20 protein-coding genes and 1 other annotated feature are annotated in these 19570 nt (G+C 53.7%); all 20 genes read right to left on the bottom strand.

Annotation, left to right across the window (positions count from 1 at the left end; all coding sequences use genetic code 11):
• Positions 1 to 264: 264 nt before the first annotated feature.
• The 20 genes from GQY55_RS27225 to GQY55_RS27320 all read right to left on the bottom strand — a co-directional run bounded on the left by GQY55_RS27225 (position 265) and on the right by GQY55_RS27320 (position 19158).
• Positions 265 to 885 (bottom strand): histidine phosphatase family protein, encoded by a 621-nt coding sequence (locus GQY55_RS27225; protein ID WP_160045070.1) that lies wholly within the window; start codon positions 883 to 885, stop codon positions 265 to 267.
• 206 nt (positions 886 to 1091) lie between these two features.
• On the bottom strand, positions 1092 to 2846 hold the full coding sequence (locus GQY55_RS27230; protein ID WP_160045071.1) for a LysM peptidoglycan-binding domain-containing protein: 1755 nt from the start codon (positions 2844 to 2846) through the stop codon (positions 1092 to 1094).
• Between the two features lie 173 nt (positions 2847 to 3019).
• Positions 3020 to 3898, bottom strand: a complete 879-nt coding sequence (gene ilvE, locus GQY55_RS27235) for a branched-chain-amino-acid transaminase (RefSeq protein WP_160045072.1) — start codon at positions 3896 to 3898, stop codon at positions 3020 to 3022.
• A 3-nt stretch (positions 3899 to 3901) separates the two neighbouring features.
• A complete protein-coding gene (gene pheA / locus GQY55_RS27240) occupies positions 3902 to 4792 on the bottom strand; it encodes a prephenate dehydratase (RefSeq protein WP_160045073.1) in 891 nt (296 codons plus the stop codon).
• A complete protein-coding gene (gene thrB, locus GQY55_RS27245; protein WP_160045074.1) occupies positions 4789 to 5757 on the bottom strand; it encodes a homoserine kinase in 969 nt (322 codons plus the stop codon). The genes pheA and thrB overlap by 4 nt, the downstream gene beginning before the upstream one ends.
• The gene (gene thrC / locus GQY55_RS27250; RefSeq protein ID WP_160045075.1) at positions 5754 to 6824 is read right to left on the bottom strand and encodes a threonine synthase; all 1071 of its coding nucleotides are present in this window, start codon (positions 6822 to 6824) and stop codon (positions 5754 to 5756) included. The genes thrB and thrC overlap by 4 nt, the downstream gene beginning before the upstream one ends.
• 87 nt (positions 6825 to 6911) lie before the next feature.
• A complete protein-coding gene (locus GQY55_RS27255; RefSeq protein ID WP_160045076.1) occupies positions 6912 to 8198 on the bottom strand; it encodes a homoserine dehydrogenase in 1287 nt (428 codons plus the stop codon).
• Positions 8199 to 8300: 102 nt separating this feature from the next.
• Positions 8301 to 8738 carry an ACT domain-containing protein gene (locus GQY55_RS27260; protein WP_160045077.1) on the bottom strand — a complete coding sequence of 146 codons (438 nt, stop codon included), beginning with the start codon at positions 8736 to 8738 and terminating at the stop codon, positions 8301 to 8303.
• Positions 8739 to 9013: 275 nt separating this feature from the next.
• Complete coding sequence (gene obgE, locus GQY55_RS27265; protein WP_160045078.1) at positions 9014 to 10327, bottom strand: GTPase ObgE; 1314 nt, start codon at positions 10325 to 10327, stop codon at positions 9014 to 9016.
• 13 nt (positions 10328 to 10340) lie between these two features.
• Positions 10341 to 11078, bottom strand: coding sequence for a Spo0B domain-containing protein (locus tag GQY55_RS27270; RefSeq protein WP_160045079.1), 738 nt, complete (start codon positions 11076 to 11078; stop codon positions 10341 to 10343).
• Positions 11079 to 11293: 215 nt separating this feature from the next.
• Complete coding sequence (gene rpmA / locus GQY55_RS27275) at positions 11294 to 11605, bottom strand: 50S ribosomal protein L27 (protein ID WP_160045080.1); 312 nt, start codon at positions 11603 to 11605, stop codon at positions 11294 to 11296.
• 17 nt (positions 11606 to 11622) lie between these two features.
• The gene (locus tag GQY55_RS27280; RefSeq protein WP_160045081.1) at positions 11623 to 11955 is read right to left on the bottom strand and encodes a ribosomal-processing cysteine protease Prp; all 333 of its coding nucleotides are present in this window, start codon (positions 11953 to 11955) and stop codon (positions 11623 to 11625) included.
• Positions 11956 to 11969: 14 nt separating this feature from the next.
• On the bottom strand, positions 11970 to 12281 hold the full coding sequence (gene rplU / locus GQY55_RS27285; protein WP_160045082.1) for a 50S ribosomal protein L21: 312 nt from the start codon (positions 12279 to 12281) through the stop codon (positions 11970 to 11972).
• Between the two features lie 12 nt (positions 12282 to 12293).
• Positions 12294 to 12376, bottom strand: a sequence feature (ribosomal protein L21 leader region).
• A gap of 63 nt (positions 12377 to 12439) precedes the next feature.
• Positions 12440 to 13684, bottom strand: a complete 1245-nt coding sequence (locus GQY55_RS27290) for an Rne/Rng family ribonuclease (protein WP_160045083.1) — start codon at positions 13682 to 13684, stop codon at positions 12440 to 12442.
• A gap of 117 nt (positions 13685 to 13801) precedes the next feature.
• Complete coding sequence (locus tag GQY55_RS27295) at positions 13802 to 14668, bottom strand: M50 family metallopeptidase (protein ID WP_160045084.1); 867 nt, start codon at positions 14666 to 14668, stop codon at positions 13802 to 13804.
• A complete protein-coding gene (locus GQY55_RS27300; RefSeq protein WP_160045085.1) occupies positions 14661 to 15497 on the bottom strand; it encodes a M23 family metallopeptidase in 837 nt (278 codons plus the stop codon). Before GQY55_RS27300 ends, GQY55_RS27295 begins: the two co-directional genes overlap by 8 nt.
• Positions 15498 to 15671: 174 nt before the next feature.
• Complete coding sequence (locus GQY55_RS27305; RefSeq protein WP_160045086.1) at positions 15672 to 16370, bottom strand: ABC transporter permease; 699 nt, start codon at positions 16368 to 16370, stop codon at positions 15672 to 15674.
• Between the two features lie 12 nt (positions 16371 to 16382).
• Positions 16383 to 17285 carry an osmoprotectant ABC transporter substrate-binding protein gene (locus tag GQY55_RS27310; RefSeq protein WP_160045137.1) on the bottom strand — a complete coding sequence of 301 codons (903 nt, stop codon included), beginning with the start codon at positions 17283 to 17285 and terminating at the stop codon, positions 16383 to 16385.
• 41 nt (positions 17286 to 17326) lie between these two features.
• A complete protein-coding gene (locus tag GQY55_RS27315) occupies positions 17327 to 17986 on the bottom strand; it encodes an ABC transporter permease (RefSeq protein ID WP_160045136.1) in 660 nt (219 codons plus the stop codon).
• 2 nt (positions 17987 to 17988) lie between these two features.
• Positions 17989 to 19158, bottom strand: a complete 1170-nt coding sequence (locus GQY55_RS27320) for an ABC transporter ATP-binding protein (protein WP_160045087.1) — start codon at positions 19156 to 19158, stop codon at positions 17989 to 17991.
• Positions 19159 to 19570 lie beyond the last annotated feature (412 nt).

Raw genomic sequence — 19570 nt, forward strand, 5'->3', positions numbered from 1 at the left:
TTGCAAGCAAGGTCTAATCTCACTCGTTGTTCAGTTTTCAAAGATCAAACACTTCATTTTCGTCGTCGCCGTTATGTTCAGCAGCAACTCTTATATAATATCACGGTCTCTCGAGATTTGCAAGCTTTTTTTAAGAAAAACTTTTAATCTTTCAATTCCATCCGGCTTTTCATAGATTTATTGGCCGGAATAATAATATAACACGCATCAATAACTTTTGGCAAGTCTTTTTCTCTAAAAAACATTATCCATTTATTGGGACACCTAAGCATGTTGAAGATGCGGCGTCTGATTTTCCAATGTTAACTCCCATCTTCCGTTTGTCGCTTCAATTTTGTGGATGCTGGTGTTGGCTGCCGGAAAAAACGTGTTTTTATTCGTCCACGTCAAATCTTTTACGATATGGTAGATGATATTGATGACGCCGCCATGCGTTACAACCAACACGTTTCCGCCATCGTTTTCTTCCATTTGGCTTCTGCATAAACCTTCGAAAGCTTCTTTAATCCGTAAAAAGTTTTCAATCGGGCTTTCGCCTCCCGGATAACGTTCATCCATTCTTAGGCTCGAAAAATATAACCCCGGATATTTTTCATTTGCGGTTTCGTTTGCCATGCCGGCCAGAACGCCGTTGTTTGTTTCCCTCCATTTTTCCGATTGAACGACGGATAGGCCGAGTTTTTCTCCAACGATTTGGGCGGTTTCAGAGGCTCTGGTCAAATCGCTGGTCAAAATCCGACGGATGTTGTACGGATCCTGATGCTCAAAAAGATACTCTCCCAACCGTTCCGCTTGCCGGATTCCTTCAGGAACCAGCCCTCTCATGCTCCAGCCTCCGCGATAACCGTCTTCGTCTTTGCCGTGGCGAACCAAATAAATGGCCATTATTATCTCCTCCTTGTTGTAAGCCAAGCTTCCTTAAATTCGACGCCCGCCGCCTAATTCCTTGTCCGGCACGCAAAATAGCCCCGTTTTCGCAAAGATACGGCAACTTGACACCCTTTTTTGCACTTCAACAAAATCTATGGTCCCCCCAAACCGGCAAACAAGCCGGACATAACGTCCGGCTTGGCAGCTGTGCTCTTTCGTTATTAGCCTTTGATCCAAGGATTTTTGCGTTTGGAGGAATTTTGTTTCTTCGCTTTGTTGGTAACCGATTTATCGCGGGACGACGTAGCGCTTCTTTTCGTGCTGTTCAATGTTTTGGCCGTCTTACCGGGATCGGCTTCCGTTTTGCCTGTAGCTTCTACGTCTTCAAAGGTTTCGATCGGGGCTTGTGCCGCCGCCTGTACGGCATTTACCGCTGCGGAAGGTTCGGATTCGGATTCGGGTTCCGCCTGCTGCGGAGGGAACGTATATGCTTGAACTTGGGCTTGAGCTTGAGCCCGATCCCACACCGGATATTCCATCCCGCTCCATCCGGGAAACGGCATGTTCGGATCGTGGTAAGGCATATTCGGACCATGGGCGTGTGTACCTAATGGAGCATTCGGCTCAACGCCGTAACTTCCCACCAGCGGAACCGGCGCCGGATGCGGATAACACCATGGCGGAAGGACAAAATGCGGATAGCAATAAGGATCATAAACCGCCGGCTGAACAAAGGCCGGTTCAGGTGCATGAAAAACGGGTGCCGTGCCGGAACAACCGCAAGGGTTCGGCGCATGGACCGGTTCGTAATAGATCGGCGAAACCTGGCCGGGATGGAATGGCTGATTCGGCTGATGGCTTACAGGGAACTGCATGTTTGGTTCATAAGCGACGGGCGACGCTTGGTTTTCCCAAGAAGGGCTTACCCAGTGTTGGTTCGGCATCTCGTAATCTTCAGCACCCGCCACGATCCCCGGATAATGCGAGGATTTTCCCGGATATGGCTTATTGCCGTAAGTATGCACTGCCTGAACCTCTTCATCGCAAGGCGTATGATAGAATGAACCGACTTCATGCACGGCGGTCGGGAATTGCGTAAACGGATGATGGGCGCCTCCGCATCCGCAAGGCTCCTCTGCCACAGGTTTGACGCCTGACGGTTTATTTTCGGAAAGAGGCATAACATTCGGTGTCACGTTTGGCATTACGTTCGGATGAATGTTTTCCGCCATGACGTTCGGCATCACGTTCGGATGAATGTTCTCCGCCATGACGTTCGGCATCACGTTCGGATGAATGTTCTCCGCCATGACGTTCGGCATCACGTTCGGAGCCTTCATTTCAGGCATGACGTTGGATACGTTCGGCATCATATTCGGAACATTCGGCAAATTCGGGAGCGTCATTTCGGGCATAAGATTGGGGAGCGGCACATTAGGCAGTTCCGGAAGCTGCTGCGGCTGAACTTGACTTGGGGCCGTCATCTCCGCTTTAGGGGCAGTCACTTCCGCTTTGGGGGCTGTCATTTCTTCTTTGGGACCGGTGTAAGCCTTCCCGCCGGGTTGAAGTTTTTCGTGTTGCACGTTGGCATTTTCATTCACGTTCGCACTTGGATTCGGGTCGTCGGCCGGCCCCGGATTGCCTTTGGTTTTCGGAATATTTACGACCTCGCCTACCAATAGCGCATTCGGATTTTTGAGCTGGGGATTGGCGTCGATCATTTCCTTCAAGGAAACTCCCCATGCTTTCGACAGCTTCCACAGCGTATCTCCTTGCTTCACGACATGCTTATGAATGATGTGGTCAGGGCTTGGCACCTGCACCGGTTCCGCCGGAATCTTCACTTTTTGTCCGACCTGCAGCTCGTTGGGATCTGAAATTTGCGGATTGGCGTCGATGATTTTTTGCAGAGGAATATCGTACTTTTTGGAGAGCTCATATAAAGTGTCGCCACTTTTTACGATGTGTATCTTCACGCGGCAAATACCTCCTAAACTCTTATAGGCGCATGAATCGTCCGCCTTCGTTACTACATCTTATGCAGAGGATGGGCGGATGACATCCCTAACGACAAAAAAATCCTTCCATGAGCTTGTCATGAAAGGATTTTTCGCGAACGGGCGCGCATGATCCGGGCGCTTGGTCAGGCTTACCACACTTTGTAGCCGTCCTGAGTGACCGCTTTGCGGAACTCTTCAAGCAGCTTAAGAGTAACCGGACCCGCTTCTCCTGTGCCGATGATCCGTCCGTCGATTTCGCGGGCTGCGATAACTTCTGCGGCCGTACCCGTAAAAAAGACTTCATCCGCAATATACACGTCATGCATCGTAAACGGCTCTTCTTTCAGCTTGTAACCGAGTTTATCGCACAGTTCGATAATCGCCATCCGGGTGATGCCTTCAAGCGCTCCAAGATAGCAAGGAGGAGTGTACACGACGCCTCTTTTGACGATAAAAATGTTGTCGCCGGAGCCTTCGGTAACGTAGCCTTGCGCATTCATCATAATCGCTTCGTCCGCTTCGGCCAGGTTCGACTGGATTTTCACCAAAATATTGTTCAGGTAGTTCAAGGATTTGATCTTCGGATTTAAGGCGTCCGGCAAATTGCGGCGCGTCGATACCGATACGGCACGGAGGCCTTTTTTGTACGCTTCTTCCGAGTAGATCGCAAGCTGTTCCACGATGATGAGCACGGTCGGTTTCGGGCACCGTCTTGGATCAAGCCCCAGGTTGCCTGCTCCGCGGGAAACGACAAGGCGGATGTAGCCGTTTCTCATGTCGTTGCGGCGGATCGTTTCCGCCATCGCTTCGCGCATTTCCTCAAACGTCAGCGGAATCGCAAGATCGATCGATTTTGCGGAATCGTACAGGCGTTCCAAATGCTCGTCGCATTTGAAAATGTTGCCTTCATAGATGCGGATCCCCTCAAAAATGCCGTCCCCGTACAAAAAACCGTGATCGAAGACCGATACTTTCGCGTTTTCTTTGGTAACGAATTCTCCATCCAAATAGATCCACTGCTCTGACATAAACTACAGCACCTCCGAAATTAGTTCCTGATAAGTATAGCTTGGATAAGATCCAAGAACGCGCACCTGACAGCCCAAAGCTTCGATTTCTTCAATGGCCGCCGTCAGCAGCACCGATTCCGCCGATTCCAGAACATCGATATAAAAATAATAACTGCCCAGCTTTTTTTTCGTCGGACGGGATTCGATGCGGGACAGGTTCAGGCGTCTCCAGGCGAAAGCGGCGAGCACCTGGTGCAGCGCACCCGCAAAATCCTCCGGCAGCGTAACCAGAATGCTCGTTTTCATCTGTTTAACCGGCTTCGGCAGCTCGGTCAGCGCTTCTTTGCCGATCAAAATGAATCTCGTGTAATTGTTGTCGTGGTCCGTTACGCGTTTGGCCAAAACGTCCAGATTGTGCGTCGCGGCGCCAAGCGAAGTGCCGATGGCGGCCAGCCCCTGGCCCGGGTTGTTTTTGACGATCCCGATAGCTTCGGTCGTACTGCCCGCATTCACCAGCTCCGCCTGCGGCATGTGCTTGCGGATAAATTGCTGGCATTGAGCCATCGCCACGGGATGGGACAAAATTTTCTGAATTTTCGTAAAATCCGCTTCGCCGGATTCCCCGATAAATTCCTCGCGGTCTCCGACCAAATTTTGAATCGACGGATACACCCATTCGATCTGCATCGGAATGTCCACTTCGTTAACGAGCCAATCCATATGAAGGCTAACCGAGCCTTCGATCGTATTTTCGATCGGAATGACGCTGTAATCCGTTTTTCCGTTGGCCGTCGACAAAAACACGTCGGAGATCAGCTTATGGTACACCAGCTCCGCCGTATTCTCTCCAAGCAGTTGCACAACGGCCTCGTGCGACACCGACCCTTCGGGCAATAATGCTATTCGCTTCATGCTTTTACTTCCCCTTCTATCATTTGCATAAATGAGCCAGTCGACATGCTGCCGATCAGGCGTGCCCCTTCGCGGTCGGGGACCAGCCACCTTGCAGACGCGCTTATGCCCTCGGCCTTCATCGTATTCAGCAGATATGACTCAAGTTCCTTTTTCCTAAGCGAATGCCGGTCGACAAGCGCAAGCAGCGTCGGTCCGGCGCCGCTCAGCGCAACCCCCAAAGCCCCATGGTCTGCGGCCCGCTCCAAAATCTCGACCATGCCCGGGACAAGCTCCGCCCGGTACGGCTGATGAAGGCGGTCGGACATCGCCCGGCTGATCAGGTCCAGTCTGCCTTGGGAAAGCGCAGCTACCAGCAATGAAGATCTGCTAATATTATACACCGCATCCTTGCGGCTTATATTATCCGGGAGTACCTTTCTTGCTTCCGACGTCGACAATTGGAAATCCGGAATGACGACCAGCACTTCCAAGTCATCGTGCGGCTCCATCCGGACGTAATCCGCATGCTCCCCGTCCCAGATCGCCGTAATGAGCCCGCCGAACAAGGAAGCCCCGACGTTATCGGGATGGTCCTCGATCGCCGTCGCCATATCCAGAAGCCTGGCATCGGAAAGGGGAGAACCGATCAAGGCGTTTGCGGCATAAAGCGCGCCGACGATGGCCGAAGCGCTGCTGCCTAGCCCCCGGGTCAGCGGGATGTCGGAGTACATCGAAATTTCCAGCTCCGGCAGATGAACGCCGGCTTCCCGAAATACCATCTGGGCCACCTGATAGACGAGGTTGGTTTTATCCCTCGGAATCCCGTCCATTTCGTTTCCGTACAAACGAATCTCCGTTTGGTCCGCTTCCTTCATTCCCACCCATGCATACAAAGACAAGGCCATGCCAAGCGTGTCGAATCCCGGACCCAGATTCGCAGTGCTGGCAGGAATCCTTACGTACACGCCTTCCGGTTTGATCATGCTTTCGCCTCTTCCAGCTTTGCGATAGCCTCCATAACCGCCTCTTCGGTATCCGGCACGACGAGCGGCTCGGCGTTGACGGTTTTGAGGGCGACGTTCGGGTCTTTCAGCCCGTTGCCTGTCAGAACGCAGACGACGGTTTCCCCGCCTTTGAAATAACCCTCCCGCTTCAGCTTGAGCACGCCCGCTACCGAAGCTGCGGAAGCCGGCTCGGCAAACACTCCTTCACGGGATGCAATAAGGCGGTAAGCGGCCAAAATTTCGTCGTCCGTCACATAATTGATTTGTCCGCCCGATTCCTCGGCTGCGGCAACCGCCGTCTTCCAGCTTGCCGGATTGCCGATCCGGATCGCCGTCGCGATCGTTTCCGGTTCAAGGATCGGCTCTCCTTTGACGATTGCCATGGCGCCTTCCGCTTCGAAGCCGACCATTTTCGGCAGGGAAGACGACTTGCCTGCGGCATGGTATTCCTTAAAACCTTTCCAATAAGCCGAAATGTTGCCCGCGTTCCCGACCGGGATCGCCAAAACGTCAGGCGCTTTGCCGAGCTGGTCGACCACCTCGAACGCAGCCGTTTTTTGGCCTTCGATGCGGTACGGGTTGACCGAGTTTACGAGCGTGATCGGATGCTTGGCCGTAATTTCGCGCACGATCTCCAGCGCGCGGTCGAAGTTGCCTTCGATGGCGATCACCTTCGCGCCGTAAATCATCGCCTGCGCCAGCTTGCCCAAGGCAATGTTGTTGTTCGGAATGAGCACGATGCAGTTCAGTCCCGCCCGGGCCGCATAAGCTGCGGCGGCGGCGGAAGTATTGCCGGTGGATGCGCACATGATGGTGCGGCTGCCTTCTTCGACCGCCTTGGCAACGGCCATCACCATGCCGCGGTCCTTAAACGAACCCGTCGGGTTCAAGCCTTCGTATTTGAAATGAAGATCAAGCCCGAGCTCCTCCGAAAGATTCACGGCGCGGATCAGCGGCGTATTGCCTTCCTTGAGCGTAAGCATCGGCGTGTTATCGTTGACAGGCAAATAGGGTTTGTAAGTTTGAAGCAGTCCTTGGTATGACATCGGTATGGCTCCTTTTTTCGTTGTTCAGGATTTGGCAAAATCCTTTATATATATGAAGTTCATTAAGCACGCAAACTAGAATGAGGATTATCCCTCCACGCGGTACACGCTTTTGATCTTGCGGATGACATCAAGCCCTTCGAAATGCTGCAGCACTTTGTCCATGCTCGCCTTGCTGGCGTTGTGCGTGACGATGATGATCTCCGCTTCCGGATTCAGCTCGTTTGGCTGCTGCACCACCGACTCCAGGCTCACCCCGAATTCGGCGAATACTTGGGTGATTTTTGCAAGTACGCCGGCTTTGTCGTCCACATGAAGCAAAATAAAGTTTTTGAACGCGATTTGCTCGTCGCTCTTCAGCTTTTTCGGTTTATACGGCACGATGGCTTTCAAGCCGTTGACGCCGAGCTTCAAGTTTTTGATGACGGCCACCAAATCGGCAACGACGGAAGTCGCCGTCGGCATCTCTCCCGCGCCGGCACCGTAAAACATCGTCTCGCCTACGGCCTCGCCGTACACGTACACAGCGTTAAATACGCCGTTGACGGAGGCAATCGGATGTCCTTTGCGGACCATCGTCGGCTGAACGCTGATGCTTACGTGATCGTCTTCCCGGTCGGCGATGCCGAGCAGCTTCATCTCGTATCCCAACCGTTTGGCGTACGCAATGTCTTCTTTCGAGACCTGCGAAATGCCGCGCACGCTGACGTCCTTCAGCTCCACGTTCGTACGGAAGCCCAGCGTTCCGAGAATCGCCATCTTGCGGGCCGCGTCCAAGCCTTCAACGTCCGAAGTCGGGTCGGCCTCCGCGTAACCCAGCTTCTGCGCCTCCTCCAGCACGGCTTCGTAGGATACTCCTTCCTGGCTCATTTTCGATAAAATATAGTTCGTCGTTCCGTTCACGATCCCCATGATTTTCAAAATGCGGTCGGACGAAAATCCTTCGATCAGCGTACGGATAATCGGGATCCCGCCGGCGACGCTGGCCTCATAAAACACATCGCATTGCTTCTCCTGCGCTTTGGCCAAAATTTCGGAGCCGTGCAAAGCCATCAGATCCTTGTTGGCCGTCACGATATGTTTGCCGCGGTCCAAAGCTTCAAGGATGTATTCCTTCGTAAGATCTATGCCGCCCATGACTTCCACGACGACGTCGATTTCGGGATCCCGGATCACTTCCCACGGATCTTCCGTCAACTTGTGTTTGTCCACGGTAATGCTGCGGGTTTTGTCGCTGTTTTTCACGGCGATTTTTTCAATGATGATCGGAGAGCCGACCTGACTGCTCAAATCCTCTTGATGACCCTCCACGATTCTTACGACGCCCGTTCCCACGGTGCCTAGACCCAATAAACCCACTTTAACCGGCTTCATTCCCTCTCCTCCTGTTACATGCGAACGTTTCAATTTTTCTATGAACTTCGTTTTCCGCCCCCGTCTCTCGCTATTCGAGCCTCGGCGAAAATCCTTCCAGGATTAGCCTTGTCCGATGAGGTTCGCGCGTTTGACGCCGGCGCAGTTCCTCAGGCTTTCGAGCAAATCCCCGAGCTCTTCGCTAATGCGGGAAACCTCGACGGAAATGACGACATTGGCGATTCCCTGCAGCGGGATGCTTTGGTTGATCGTCAGCACGTTGCCGCCGAAACCGGCCACAAGGCTGAGCACTTTCGACAGCATGCCGGAGCGGTGCTCCATGTCCATCGAAATCGTCACGATCCGTTCTCTCTCCAGCTGGTTGATCATGTGGATGCCGTCCTTATATTTGTAAAATGCGCTGCGGCTCATCCCCACCTGTTCCACGGCTTCGTGCACCGTCTTGGCGTCGCCGGCGGCGAGGAGCTGCTTGACCTGCATCGTTTTGACCACGGCTTCGGGCAAAATATCTTCCCGGACCAAATAATAGCGTTCTTTCACGAACGTCCTCTCCTCAAAGACTTATGTTTTTATATAGTGGACATTATAAAGAATTGCATCCGAGGGGTCAATAGATTTCCGCCTTTTTGTCCAGAAGAATACAATAAGAGCGCTTACTTGGCAAGATGTTTATGATGATGTTTTATGTATGCGGCCTCCGCAAATATCCGGATATACAAAAAGCCGCTCGGGGTGCGTTAAGCGCCCTCAAACGGCTTGTGAATAGCGTTGGCCGGTAAAAATTTTGCCGGTTCACGGATGGCCCTGGAAGGCTATTAGTAGTAGCTGCTGCCTTCCACGAATTCGAATTCGAAATCGGCGATCCGGACGATCGTTCCTTCCTCCGCCCCGCGTTTGCGCAGCTCGTCGTCAATGCCCATATGGCGCATCGTGCGTGCCAGCTTCAAAATCGCCTCATGCGAATTCAGCTGCATCCGCTTCAGCATGCGTTCGATTTTTTCGCTGTGCACGACAAAGGCTTCGTTATCCCGCGTGATCGTAAACGAATTGTCGTCGTCCTTTTTGTTTAGTTTGTACACTTTTCTTTCCGTCGTATCGGCGACTTCCTCGACGTGAACCTCCTGCGGGATCGAATCGAGAATGTCGGCAGCGCGGTAAAGCAGCTCCTGGATTCCCTGGCGGGTCAACGAGGAGATCGGCATAATTTCGATGTCCGGTCTCTGCTCTCCTACCAGCTTGCGGAACGTTTCCAGATTGGCCTCCGCATCCGGCATGTCCATCTTGTTCGCCGCCACGATTTGCGGCCGTTCGGCCAGCGCCGCGTTGTACAGCTTCAGTTCCTCGTTGATTTTCACCCAATCCTCAAACGGATCGCGGCCTTCCGATCCCGCCATGTCCACCACGTGGATAATGATCCTTGTCCGCTCCACATGGCGCAAAAATTCATGGCCCAAACCGACGCCCTGGTGAGCGCCTTCGATCAAGCCGGGCAAATCCGCCATGACGAAGCTGCGGCCGTCGCCGACTTCAACCATCCCGAGATTCGGCGTGATGGTCGTAAAATGGTATGCCCCGATTTTCGGCTGGGCCGCGGAGACGACGGAGAGCAGGGTCGATTTGCCGACGCTCGGAAATCCGACAAGCCCGACGTCAGCCATCACCTTCAGCTCCATGACGAGGTAGCGCTCCTCGCCCTCTTCCCCGTGCTCCGCCAGCTCCGGAGCCGGATTGCTCGGCGTGGCGAAACGGATGTTGCCCCGTCCGCCCCGTCCGCCGCGGGCAACCACGACCTCCTGGCCGTGACGGACCATATCGGCAAGCACTTCTCCCGTATCGTCATCGATCAGGACGGTGCCGGGAGGTATCCGCACGATCATATTTTCGGCGTTGGCGCCGTGCTGGCTCTTATTCCGTCCCTTTTCACCGCGTTTTGCCTTAAAATGCCGCTGGTAACGGAAATCCATCAGCGTCCGCAGGCCTTCATCGACGCGGAAAATGACGTCCCCGCCTTTTCCTCCGTCACCGCCTGCCGGGCCGCCTTCGGGCACGTATTTCTCCCGGCGGAAAGCGATCAATCCGTCGCCCCCGTCACCGCCTTTGACGTAAATTTTCGCTTTATCTACAAACATGACTTCACCTTCCTCATGACTCACACGGCACGCGTAACAGAAACGAAGCCTGAGAGGGATGAAGCTGCTCCGCTTTCATTCGTTTGCCTTGTACCACATTGTAAATTTGCTGCTTCAGCAGTTCCGGATCCCCCATGGCGCCTTCGCCTTCAAAGCACACGACGATTTCCGGGCCGTTCTGGCGCAGGCTCAGCCGCAGCTTGCGCGTGTCGGCCCAAGAGGCTTTGCCTCCGTGCTGGTAAGCGCGCACCGTCTCGATGATGGCCGCCGCCAGATCGGCGCCGTCCCCCGGGCTCAGCTTATCGAGCTGCACATCCGGATCCACGTCGATCTCAAGCTCCAGGTCGCTGTTGGACGTCCGGAACGACTGCAGATAATAAACAAGAGACGGAATGCCCAGCTTCGAAATTTTGCTTTCCCGGTTCATCCGTTCCTTTATTCTTTCCACACTTTCCACAGCTTTATCAATTTTTCCGAGCCGGATATACCCGTACAAAATTTGCAGGTCGTTCATCCAGTCGTGCCGGTGGTGATTCAGCGTCCGAATGGCGCTTTCTTCGAAGTCCCGAAGCTGCGCCTGCCGCTCCGCTTTCTGCCCGCGGCTCATCAGGACGAAACCTCCGGCCAAAACCGCGGCTACCCATAACACCAACACGACGCCCCAAATGAACGACTTGTCCCGCATCACGAAAAACAATGGAACAACAACTGATGCGGCGATGATAGCCAATATGCATTTCCAGGATTTCAAGCGGCCTCTCCCCATTCTTGATCACCGATCATCCTTACATCAATTACCAGTATACCACAGCAATCCTTGTTGTTCATCCAACTGCCCTAAAACTTGCAAATCGCTTTAAAAACGTCGATCGACGCGTCGCATTTCCTTATCTTTTCAAAAAAAAGCCCCCGGCAAGCACTGCCGAAGGCTCTTCTTGTGTTCTACCGTTATCCGCGCAAACGAACTTACGCTTCTACTGCTGCAGCTACAGGAGCAGCTTCAACAGGGTAGACGCTCACTTTTTTGCGGTCGCGGCCCCAACGCTCGAATTTCACGACGCCGTCCACTTTTGCAAACAGAGTATCGTCTTTGCCGATGCCCACGTTCGCGCCAGGATGAATTTTCGTTCCGCGTTGGCGAACCAGGATGCTTCCGCCGGTCACGGTTTGTCCGTCAGCACGCTTCACGCCAAGGCGTTTCGCTTCGCTGTCGCGTCCGTTCTTCGTGGAACCAACACCCTTTTTGGATGCGAACAATTGAAGGTTCAATTTTAACATGTTGTCTACCTCCTTCTTTAAATAGTAACTTCTTTTATTTGAATATACTTCCCGTATGATTCTGCAATCGAATTCAGCATGACAACCATGGATTCAAGCAGCAGCTGTGCCTGAGGATCGTCGCCCCGATCTCCTTCGGAAGGAAAATGGGCGCTCAAAAACCCGTCGTTCATTCTGCTGTCCATTACGGTTCCGGTCAGCTCCTCGAGCGAATTTACGGTTCCGACGGTGACCGCCGATACGCCGGCGCACACGATATCCTCTCCGTGCTTCGCAAAGTTCGCGTGACCTTTCACCTCAAAACCATGGATGCCTCCATCCTTACGTCTTAGTATGCGCACTTGAATCAAAGGAGCGCACCTTCTTACGCTTGGATTTTTTCGATCGTTACTTTAGTGTAAGGTTGACGATGGCCTTGTTTCTTGTGGTAGTTCTTTTTAGGCTTGTATTTGTATACAACAACCTTTTGGCCTTTGCCATGCTTCTCCACTTTTGCGGTTACGGATGCGCCGGAAACGACTGGCGTACCTGTTACCAAACCGTTGTTGCCGGACACAGCCAGAACGCGGTCAAAAGTCACGCTTTCGCCGTCGCCTGCATTCAGCTTTTCGATGTACAATACGTCGCCCTCTTGAACTTTGTATTGTTTGCCGCCAGTTTCGATAATTGCGTACATTGCTTGCACCTCCTCATGTCTCAGACTCGCCTGATCCAGGTGGCCTCCCGAAGGCTGCGCTTAGTAGAACCCGACCGGAGCGGTTACAGCATGTGACAAGCATTCTAGAGAAACACTGGACACATACTCATAGATATTAACATAACCACGGGACCAAGTCAATGGATTCCCAGAAGGCTTACCCGCCCCGTCCCGTCGCAGTGGTCGCAGGTCTTGGCTTGCAGCATCGCCGTGTCGTCCCTGACCTTTTTGCGGGTCAATTCGAGCAGGCCGAGCCTCGTCCAGCCGACCACATGGCTTTTCGTGCGGTCTTTGCTCATCCCCGCTTCGAGCATGTCCACGACCTCTTGACGGTGCTTCTCCTGCTCCATGTCGATAAAATCGACGATGATAATGCCGCCGGCGTCGCGAAGCCGGATCAGCCTGGCGATTTCCTTGGCCGCCTGCAGATTGATCCGCGTGACCGTATCCTCAAGGCTTTCCCCGCCTGTATATTTGCCGGTGTTGACGTCCACGACGGTAAGCGCTTCGGTCTGGTCCCACACGATCGATCCGCCGCTTTCCAGCATCACTTTGCGCGAAAAATCCCGCTCGATCTGCTCCTGAATGCCGAACGCTTTGAAAATATGCTCCTGCCCTTGATACACGTTGACCGGCCGATGGCTGCCATGGGCGATTTCCTCCAAAAACATTTCCGCTTCCTTGGCTTCTTTGGCGCTGTCGATTTGAAGCAAGTCATGCTGCGGGTCAAATACGTCGCGGATAAACCGCTGCACGATGCTTAAATCCCGGTGCAAAAGCGCGGGCGCCGAACACGTCTCGGCCCGCTCCCGGATGGCGCCCCACTGCTCGCGCAGCAAGGCAAGATCGCCGGCGATGGCGTCCGGATGCTCCTCCTCCGAAACCGTCCGCATAATGACGCCTTCCCCTTCCCGACGGATTTCTTCGCCGAGCATTTTCAGGCGGCTGCGCTCATGCTCCTTGCTCACCTTTTTCGAAACGGCGACGTAATCCGCGTTCGGCATCAAAACGACCCAGCGGCCGGGCAGCGAATAATGCGTGGTCACGCGCGGCCCTTTGCTTCCCAGCGGCTCTTTCATGACCTGCACGACGATTTCCTGGCCGACGCGCAGCAGCGTCTCGATCGGAGGTTTTTCTTTCGGCTGCTTCTCCAAATTCGGGTGCAGCACGTCGTCCACATACAAAAACGCGTTTTTTTTATGACCGATATCCACAAACGCGGCCTGCATGCCGGGAAGCACGTTGACGACACGTCCTTTATAAAAACTGCCCACCAAGCTGTGATTTTGGCTGCGTTCCGCCGCAAATTCCACCAGCTTGCCTTCCTCCAAGAGGGCCATCTGCGTCAGCTTCGGTTCACAATGAACGATCATTTGTTTCATGGCTTCACCCCTGCTAGAAGACATTTCCATCCCATATTACCATGAAATCTCCTTTTTTAGCTTAAAGCTCTATTTCGGGAATATCCCTTTTTTATGCCATACATCAGTTTCGCCCGATCACCGCAGCAGCGTGGGGCGTTCTGTCGCGAAATAAGCCGAAATCAGGCGCTGTTCGGGAAGCATGGCGATGAGGCCTCCCTGCTTGTTTATCACATAAACGACATGGTATTTCCCTCTTTTAAATAGACGCAAAATGCTGTCCAAATGTTTCGCCGGATCGGCAATGATCGGCTGGGCAAAACTGCCTTTTCTCGCCGCCTCGCCGTATCCTTTCTCCCGGTTCATAAGAAACCTCGTAAAGCGGTACGGAATATGCCTATAATCCATCCAATTGGAGTAAAGAAGAAAAATGCCGATCATGAGCAGATTCAAATGAATTTTGGCTTCTCCCTGCAGGAGGGGCGAAACCGATAACAGCACGACCGCCGCGCTGCCGGCCACGCTGATCCTGGAGGACCACAATAACGTTTGATGATACGGAAAAAAAAGGCTCGCTGCGGCGTGGAGAATTTTCCCCCCGTCGAGCGGCAGGACCGGCAGCAGGTTAAAGCCCGCGATCATGGCGTTCCCGTAAACGACGTAAGACAAAAAAGCGCCGTCTCCCCATCCGGCCTCGCGAAAAAGGAGCGCGCCCCCGATCATCATCGCGTTCATGAGCGGACCCGCGGCGGCGATGCCGATCTCCCTCCAGGCCGTCAGCTGCCCATGGTCCTCGATTTCCACCACGCCGCCGAACGGCAGCATCTGAATCGAGCGGATGCGGACGCCGCACAGCAGCGCGGCCGCGAGATGGCCCAGCTCATGAATGAACACGATGGAAAATAAAACGATCAGCTCCAGAAAATGTCCGGTAACGACGGAAAACAGCATGAGAATGACAAAAAAAGGATGCAGCGACAGCGTGATCCCCCGCACGTTAATCAATGGGGATCACGTCCGCCGGGTCAACGTAGCTGCCATCCTCTTTCACGGAAAAAAACAAGGTTGGCGCCTCTCCTTCCACGCCGGCCTGCAGCTGGCCGATCACGTCTCCGCCTTCGACCCAATCGTTTTTTTGCAGGCGCGTTTTGGCCAAATGCCCGTAGGAAGCGACCAGCTTGCCTGTATGCTGGATCGTGACGGTCATCCCGGTCTCGCTATTTCCCGACACGTCGATAACCCGGCCCGTCTCCACGCTTTTGACTTCGAGCGACGAGCCGGACGTTTGTTTCGGAGCGATCTCCACGCCTTTCAAATTCACGGCAAACGATTGAACGATTTCGCCTTCCAACGGCGGGTACATGGATTTGGAAGCATTCACTTTCAGCGGCGACGCCTGGTTTTGCTTAAAAATCGGGATAAATGCCGGCGCTTTTCCGAAATGGGATTCGTACCATGCCTCTACCGCCTGAAAGTCCATTTCGCGGTTGAGCGACTGCATGACGTACTCCTGAATTTTCAGGCTCCATGGCTGCGGGTATTTAAAAAGTCCCCAGACAAGGGCAAACAGGATGACGCTAAAAAACAAACGCCACATAAAGCCGGAAAAAAAACGGGATTTATGATACGACGGGCCTCCGCCCCTGGCATATTCTTTTTTCCAAACCTTCTCCGGATCGGGCTCCGGCGCAAACGTCTCCGGCAATCGGCCTGTGCTCCATAACGGAAGCTGTTCTTCAACGGGCTGCGGCGGCGGGCCAGCCGGTTCCTCGCGGAGCAGAAGATCCCGGATGCGCTCTTCCCTCCGCTGTTTGATCGAAGACTTTGTGTCCATGTCTGTGATCCCCTTTCGAGGCTTGTTTTTGTTTTATTTTATGAAGGGATGTCCCCGGTTTAGAACAAGCCTTCCAAGCCCCGCGACCTCGGTTCCATCCTTGACGCCCGCCAAGCAAAGAAAAGAACCCCTCTGAATAGAGGAGTTCCCTTTGAAGATCGGCTAGAGCGGTTCTTAACCGATGTTCCGGACTTTGGCGGGCGCCGGGGCCGCTCCGGATTTCCGCTTGGCCAAATCCATCTTGCGCTGCAAATACCCGAGCACGATGTCCGCGACAATGGCCAGCACCGCGGCAGGAATGGCCCCCGCGAAGATGCGAAGCGAGTTGTTGCTGTTGAGGCCGGCATAGATTTCCCGTCCGAGCCCGCCGCCGCCGACAAGCGGAGCGATGGTGACGACCCCGATGGCGATCACGGCCGCGATCCGCAATCCGGACATGATGTAGGTCAGGGCCAGCGGAAACCGCACTTTGACAAGCAGCTGCAGCGGGCTCATGCCGATTCCTTTTCCCGATTCCAGGTAACTTGGGGAGACCTGCTTCAGCCCGACGTACGTATTGCGCGTAATCGGGTTAAGCGAATACAGGAAAAGCCCCACCATCACCGTCTTCATGCCCAAGCCCAGCCAGAGCATCAGCACGACCAGCATGGCCAAGCTCGGAACGACCTGAAGAATGTTCGTAATGAACAAGACGATTTTGGCCGCCCAACGGCTTCTGGAGCAAAGGATGCCCAGCGGCACGCCGACGATGACCGCCAGTCCGAGGCCGATGACCACCATGATGATGTGCTGTACGAAATAATCCCACAGCATGCCGCTGTTGCGGGACACGTAGGATAAAAAGTCCATAAACGTCAATTGCTTGTTTTCCATGCTTACCCTCCTTTAGCTTTTCAAGAGGCCCTGCTGCTTCAAGTAGGCAATGGCCACCTCGCGTTCGCTTTTTTTCTCGATGTCCACCTGGTAATTCAGCGAGATCATCGTATCCGCATCCAGATGGCCGACCAGAGGTGCGATCGCATCCTCGATTTCGGGGTGCTTTTTCAGCAGATCCGAACGCAGGACCGGGCTCGCGTCATATGGAGGGAAAAACTGTTTGTCGTCCTTCAGCGTCTGCAAATTGTACGCCTTCAGCCTGGAATCCGTCGAATAAGCAAGCACGATATCGACCTGCTTCTGTGCGACCGCGCTGTATACCAGGCTGATTTCCATCGGAAACACCTGGCCGAATTTGATCCCGTACGTTTTGGAAAATGCCGGATAGCCGTCCGTGCTGCGCTCTAACCACGTCGTATCGACGCCAAGCTTCATGCCTGCCATATCTTTTTTGACGTCGGAGATTTTGGCGTAACCTTTGGATTCGGCCAGATCCTTGCGCACCGTGAAGGCATACGTATTTTCGAATCCGAGCGGTTTCATCCAGGTAAAGTCATAATATTTTTGGAATCCCGTTTGGGCTTCCTTCAAAACCTCTTCGCGGTCCTTCGAACCGCTGATCGGAAAATGGTTGTTGAAAATTTCACCGGTATATAAGGTCGCCATCTGGACATCGTTTCGTTTCATCGCATTGATGACAAGCGAGCTCGACGCCAGGTCCGGTATGATGTCTACGCTTAAGTTCGTGCGGTCTTCGATGAGGGCTTTGTACATTTCCGCCAAAATTTTCGTTTCGGTATACGTCTGCGTCCCGATCGTGACTTCGCTTTGGATTCCGCAGGCGGAAGTCATGCCGGCAAACACGAACGCGCAGAGCAGCATCAGCATCCATTTGAGCTTCTTCAGATTCATCACGCCTCCCTTGTTCAATCCCGAACGCTTGCTTCCGCGGTTCATATGGCAGACTCCCTTGTCTGGTGAAAATGCCTGCTGAGCCAGCCCTCCAGAAGGCCAAGCAGCCCGTCGGCGATCAAGGCCAGAAGAATGGCGCCGATCCCGCCGATATAGATCATCTCGGGTTTGTTGACGCCGAGGCCGGATACGATCAGTTGGCCCAGGCCGCCGGCCCCGATCAGGGAAGCAAGCGTCGCCCAGCTGATGATGTACACGGTCGTAATCCGGATCCCCGACATGATGTAAGGGAGCGACAAAGGAAGCTGGATTTTCATGATCGTTTGCACGGTGCTGTAGCCCATCCCTTTGGCGGAATTGAGCACGCCTCTGTCAACCGATTGGAAGCCGTCATATGTGTTGCGCAAAATCGGCATTAACGAATAGAGAAGCAGCGCAAGGATCGCGGGCCTCATCCCGATGCCCATCAGCGGGATCAATATCGCCAGAAGCGCGAGGCTTGGCACCGTCTGAAACAGGTTGGCGATAAAAAACACGACGCTGTTGATCCAGCCCACCCGGCTGTAAACGAGCAAAATCCCGATCGGCACGGCGATGATCGTCCCCAAAATAACCGCCGAAAACGAGATGGACAAATGCTCCTCCAGCGCCTTCAAAATGTCCGGATACCGCTCCGTAATAAAACTCAAGAATGCGTTCATCATCACTCACCCTCTCCACTGTCGGCGGAACGGCCGACCCCCGGGTATACCTCGGCCAAATGTTTGACGACGCTGCCCCTCGTTATGAGCCCGAGAAACCGGTTGCTGCTATCCACGACGGGCAAATTGCTCAACTGGTGGCTGTCCATGATTTCAACCGCCTGCGCCAGCGTGCTGCCGGATGCGACGGAATAACGGACCGGCTGCATGACGTCCGCCACCGTTTTGCCTTCCTCCCCGTATTGGTCAAGCACGCGGTAGATGGAAACGGCGCCTTGAAGCTGCTTGTTCCGGTCCACGATGAGCAGGGAATCGACCCGCTTCATTTCCATCATTTTAATGGCTTCCGCCAGTCCCCGGCTCGGGAATACGGTCACCGGGTTCGTAATCATCACTTCGTCGACGAGCGGGATTTGATACGTGCTTTCGCTTTCGCCTTCGTCCTGAAGACGTTTTTGCCCGATGAAATTCCGAACGAAGTCGTTGGCGGGGTGACGAAGTATCGCATCCGGTTTGCCGATCTGAACCACTTCGCCCGCTTTCATCAGCACGATCGTATCCGCGATTTTGATCGCTTCGTCCATATCATGCGTCACGAAAATGATCGTTTTATGCAGCTCTTGCTGCAGCCGGATCAGTTCATCCTGCAGCTGCTCGCGGCTGATCGGATCCAGTGCGGAAAACGGTTCGTCCATCAGGATGATGTCCGGATCGGCCGCCAGGGCGCGCACGACGCCCACCCGCTGCTGCTGCCCGCCGCTTAGCTCCGACGGATAACGGGAGCCATAAACCGCATGGTCCAAGCCGACCATATCCAGCAGCTCATTGACGGTCCGCTCGATTTTGTCCTTATCCCATTTTTTCAGGCGGGGAACGACGCCCACGTTTTTGGAAATGTTCATATGCGGAAACAGACCGACGCTTTGAATGACGTAACCGATATTGCGCCGCAGTTCGACCGGATTCATCCCCGAAATGTCCTTGCCGTCGATGAGCACTCTGCCCGATGAAGGCGTATTGAGGGCATTGATCAGCTTCATCGTCGTCGATTTGCCGCAGCCGCTCGGCCCGATCAGAACGGTAATCTCGCCCTTTTTAAATTCCAGGTTGATGTCTTTGAGCGCGTGAAAGCCGTTATCGTAAACTTTGTTCACATGGTCCAGTACTATCATTCAATCGCCCCTTTGCAAGCATTATCCATATTATGCGGAGCATTCGGCATATCATCCGTGGGGGGAGTCAAAAAACTGCATGGGATACCCTTGATGACCTCTCAAAGATCATTTTCGGATCGTCCCCGCTTGCAGATATAGAAGTCATAGGAAGCCAATGACCGAAGTCGAAACATGAAAAGAGGTCAAGCGCATGTAAAATGGGGTGGAAAAATCCAAGAGGAAACCCAGAGGTTCTAAACTGATCGAAAGCATAAATTCTTCGTTACGGCATCAGACTTGCATACCTTAACATTCCACCTTGATCTTAGCTATGTAATGCCCGCGCGAAAACGAAAAGCATGCGCCCGCCAGGCGCATCTTTTCTGCCTTCCTAAAGCTGTAGTGCTGCTCCCCCCGACTTGAAACGAAT

This window comes from Paenibacillus sp. USDA918EY, assembly GCF_009870825.1.
Taxonomy (GTDB): domain Bacteria; phylum Bacillota; class Bacilli; order Paenibacillales; family Paenibacillaceae; genus Paenibacillus_AQ; species Paenibacillus_AQ albilobatus.

Excerpts from the sequence above, each read along its gene's own strand:
- GQY55_RS27225 (WP_160045070.1), bottom strand. The coding sequence starts at position 885 with ATGGCCATTTATTTGGTTCGCCACGGCAAAGACGAAGACGGTTATCGC.
- ilvE (WP_160045072.1), bottom strand. The coding sequence starts at position 3,898 with ATGTCAGAGCAGTGGATCTATTTGGATGGAGAATTCGTTACCAAAGAA.
- pheA (WP_160045073.1), bottom strand. The coding sequence starts at position 4,792 with ATGAAGCGAATAGCATTATTGCCCGAAGGGTCGGTGTCGCACGAGGCC.
- thrB (WP_160045074.1), bottom strand. The coding sequence starts at position 5,757 with ATGATCAAACCGGAAGGCGTGTACGTAAGGATTCCTGCCAGCACTGCG.
- thrC (WP_160045075.1), bottom strand. The coding sequence starts at position 6,824 with ATGTCATACCAAGGACTGCTTCAAACTTACAAACCCTATTTGCCTGTC.
- GQY55_RS27255 (WP_160045076.1), bottom strand. The coding sequence starts at position 8,198 with ATGAAGCCGGTTAAAGTGGGTTTATTGGGTCTAGGCACCGTGGGAACG.
- obgE (WP_160045078.1), bottom strand. The coding sequence starts at position 10,327 with ATGTTTGTAGATAAAGCGAAAATTTACGTCAAAGGCGGTGACGGGGGC.
- rpmA (WP_160045080.1), bottom strand. The coding sequence starts at position 11,605 with ATGTTAAAATTGAACCTTCAATTGTTCGCATCCAAAAAGGGTGTTGGT.
- rplU (WP_160045082.1), bottom strand. The coding sequence starts at position 12,281 with ATGTACGCAATTATCGAAACTGGCGGCAAACAATACAAAGTTCAAGAG.
- GQY55_RS27290 (WP_160045083.1), bottom strand. The coding sequence starts at position 13,684 with ATGAAACAAATGATCGTTCATTGTGAACCGAAGCTGACGCAGATGGCC.
- GQY55_RS27300 (WP_160045085.1), bottom strand. The coding sequence starts at position 15,497 with ATGGACACAAAGTCTTCGATCAAACAGCGGAGGGAAGAGCGCATCCGG.
- GQY55_RS27305 (WP_160045086.1), bottom strand. The coding sequence starts at position 16,370 with ATGGAAAACAAGCAATTGACGTTTATGGACTTTTTATCCTACGTGTCC.
- GQY55_RS27310 (WP_160045137.1), bottom strand. The coding sequence starts at position 17,285 with ATGAATCTGAAGAAGCTCAAATGGATGCTGATGCTGCTCTGCGCGTTC.
- GQY55_RS27315 (WP_160045136.1), bottom strand. The coding sequence starts at position 17,986 with ATGAACGCATTCTTGAGTTTTATTACGGAGCGGTATCCGGACATTTTG.
- GQY55_RS27320 (WP_160045087.1), bottom strand. The coding sequence starts at position 19,158 with ATGATAGTACTGGACCATGTGAACAAAGTTTACGATAACGGCTTTCAC.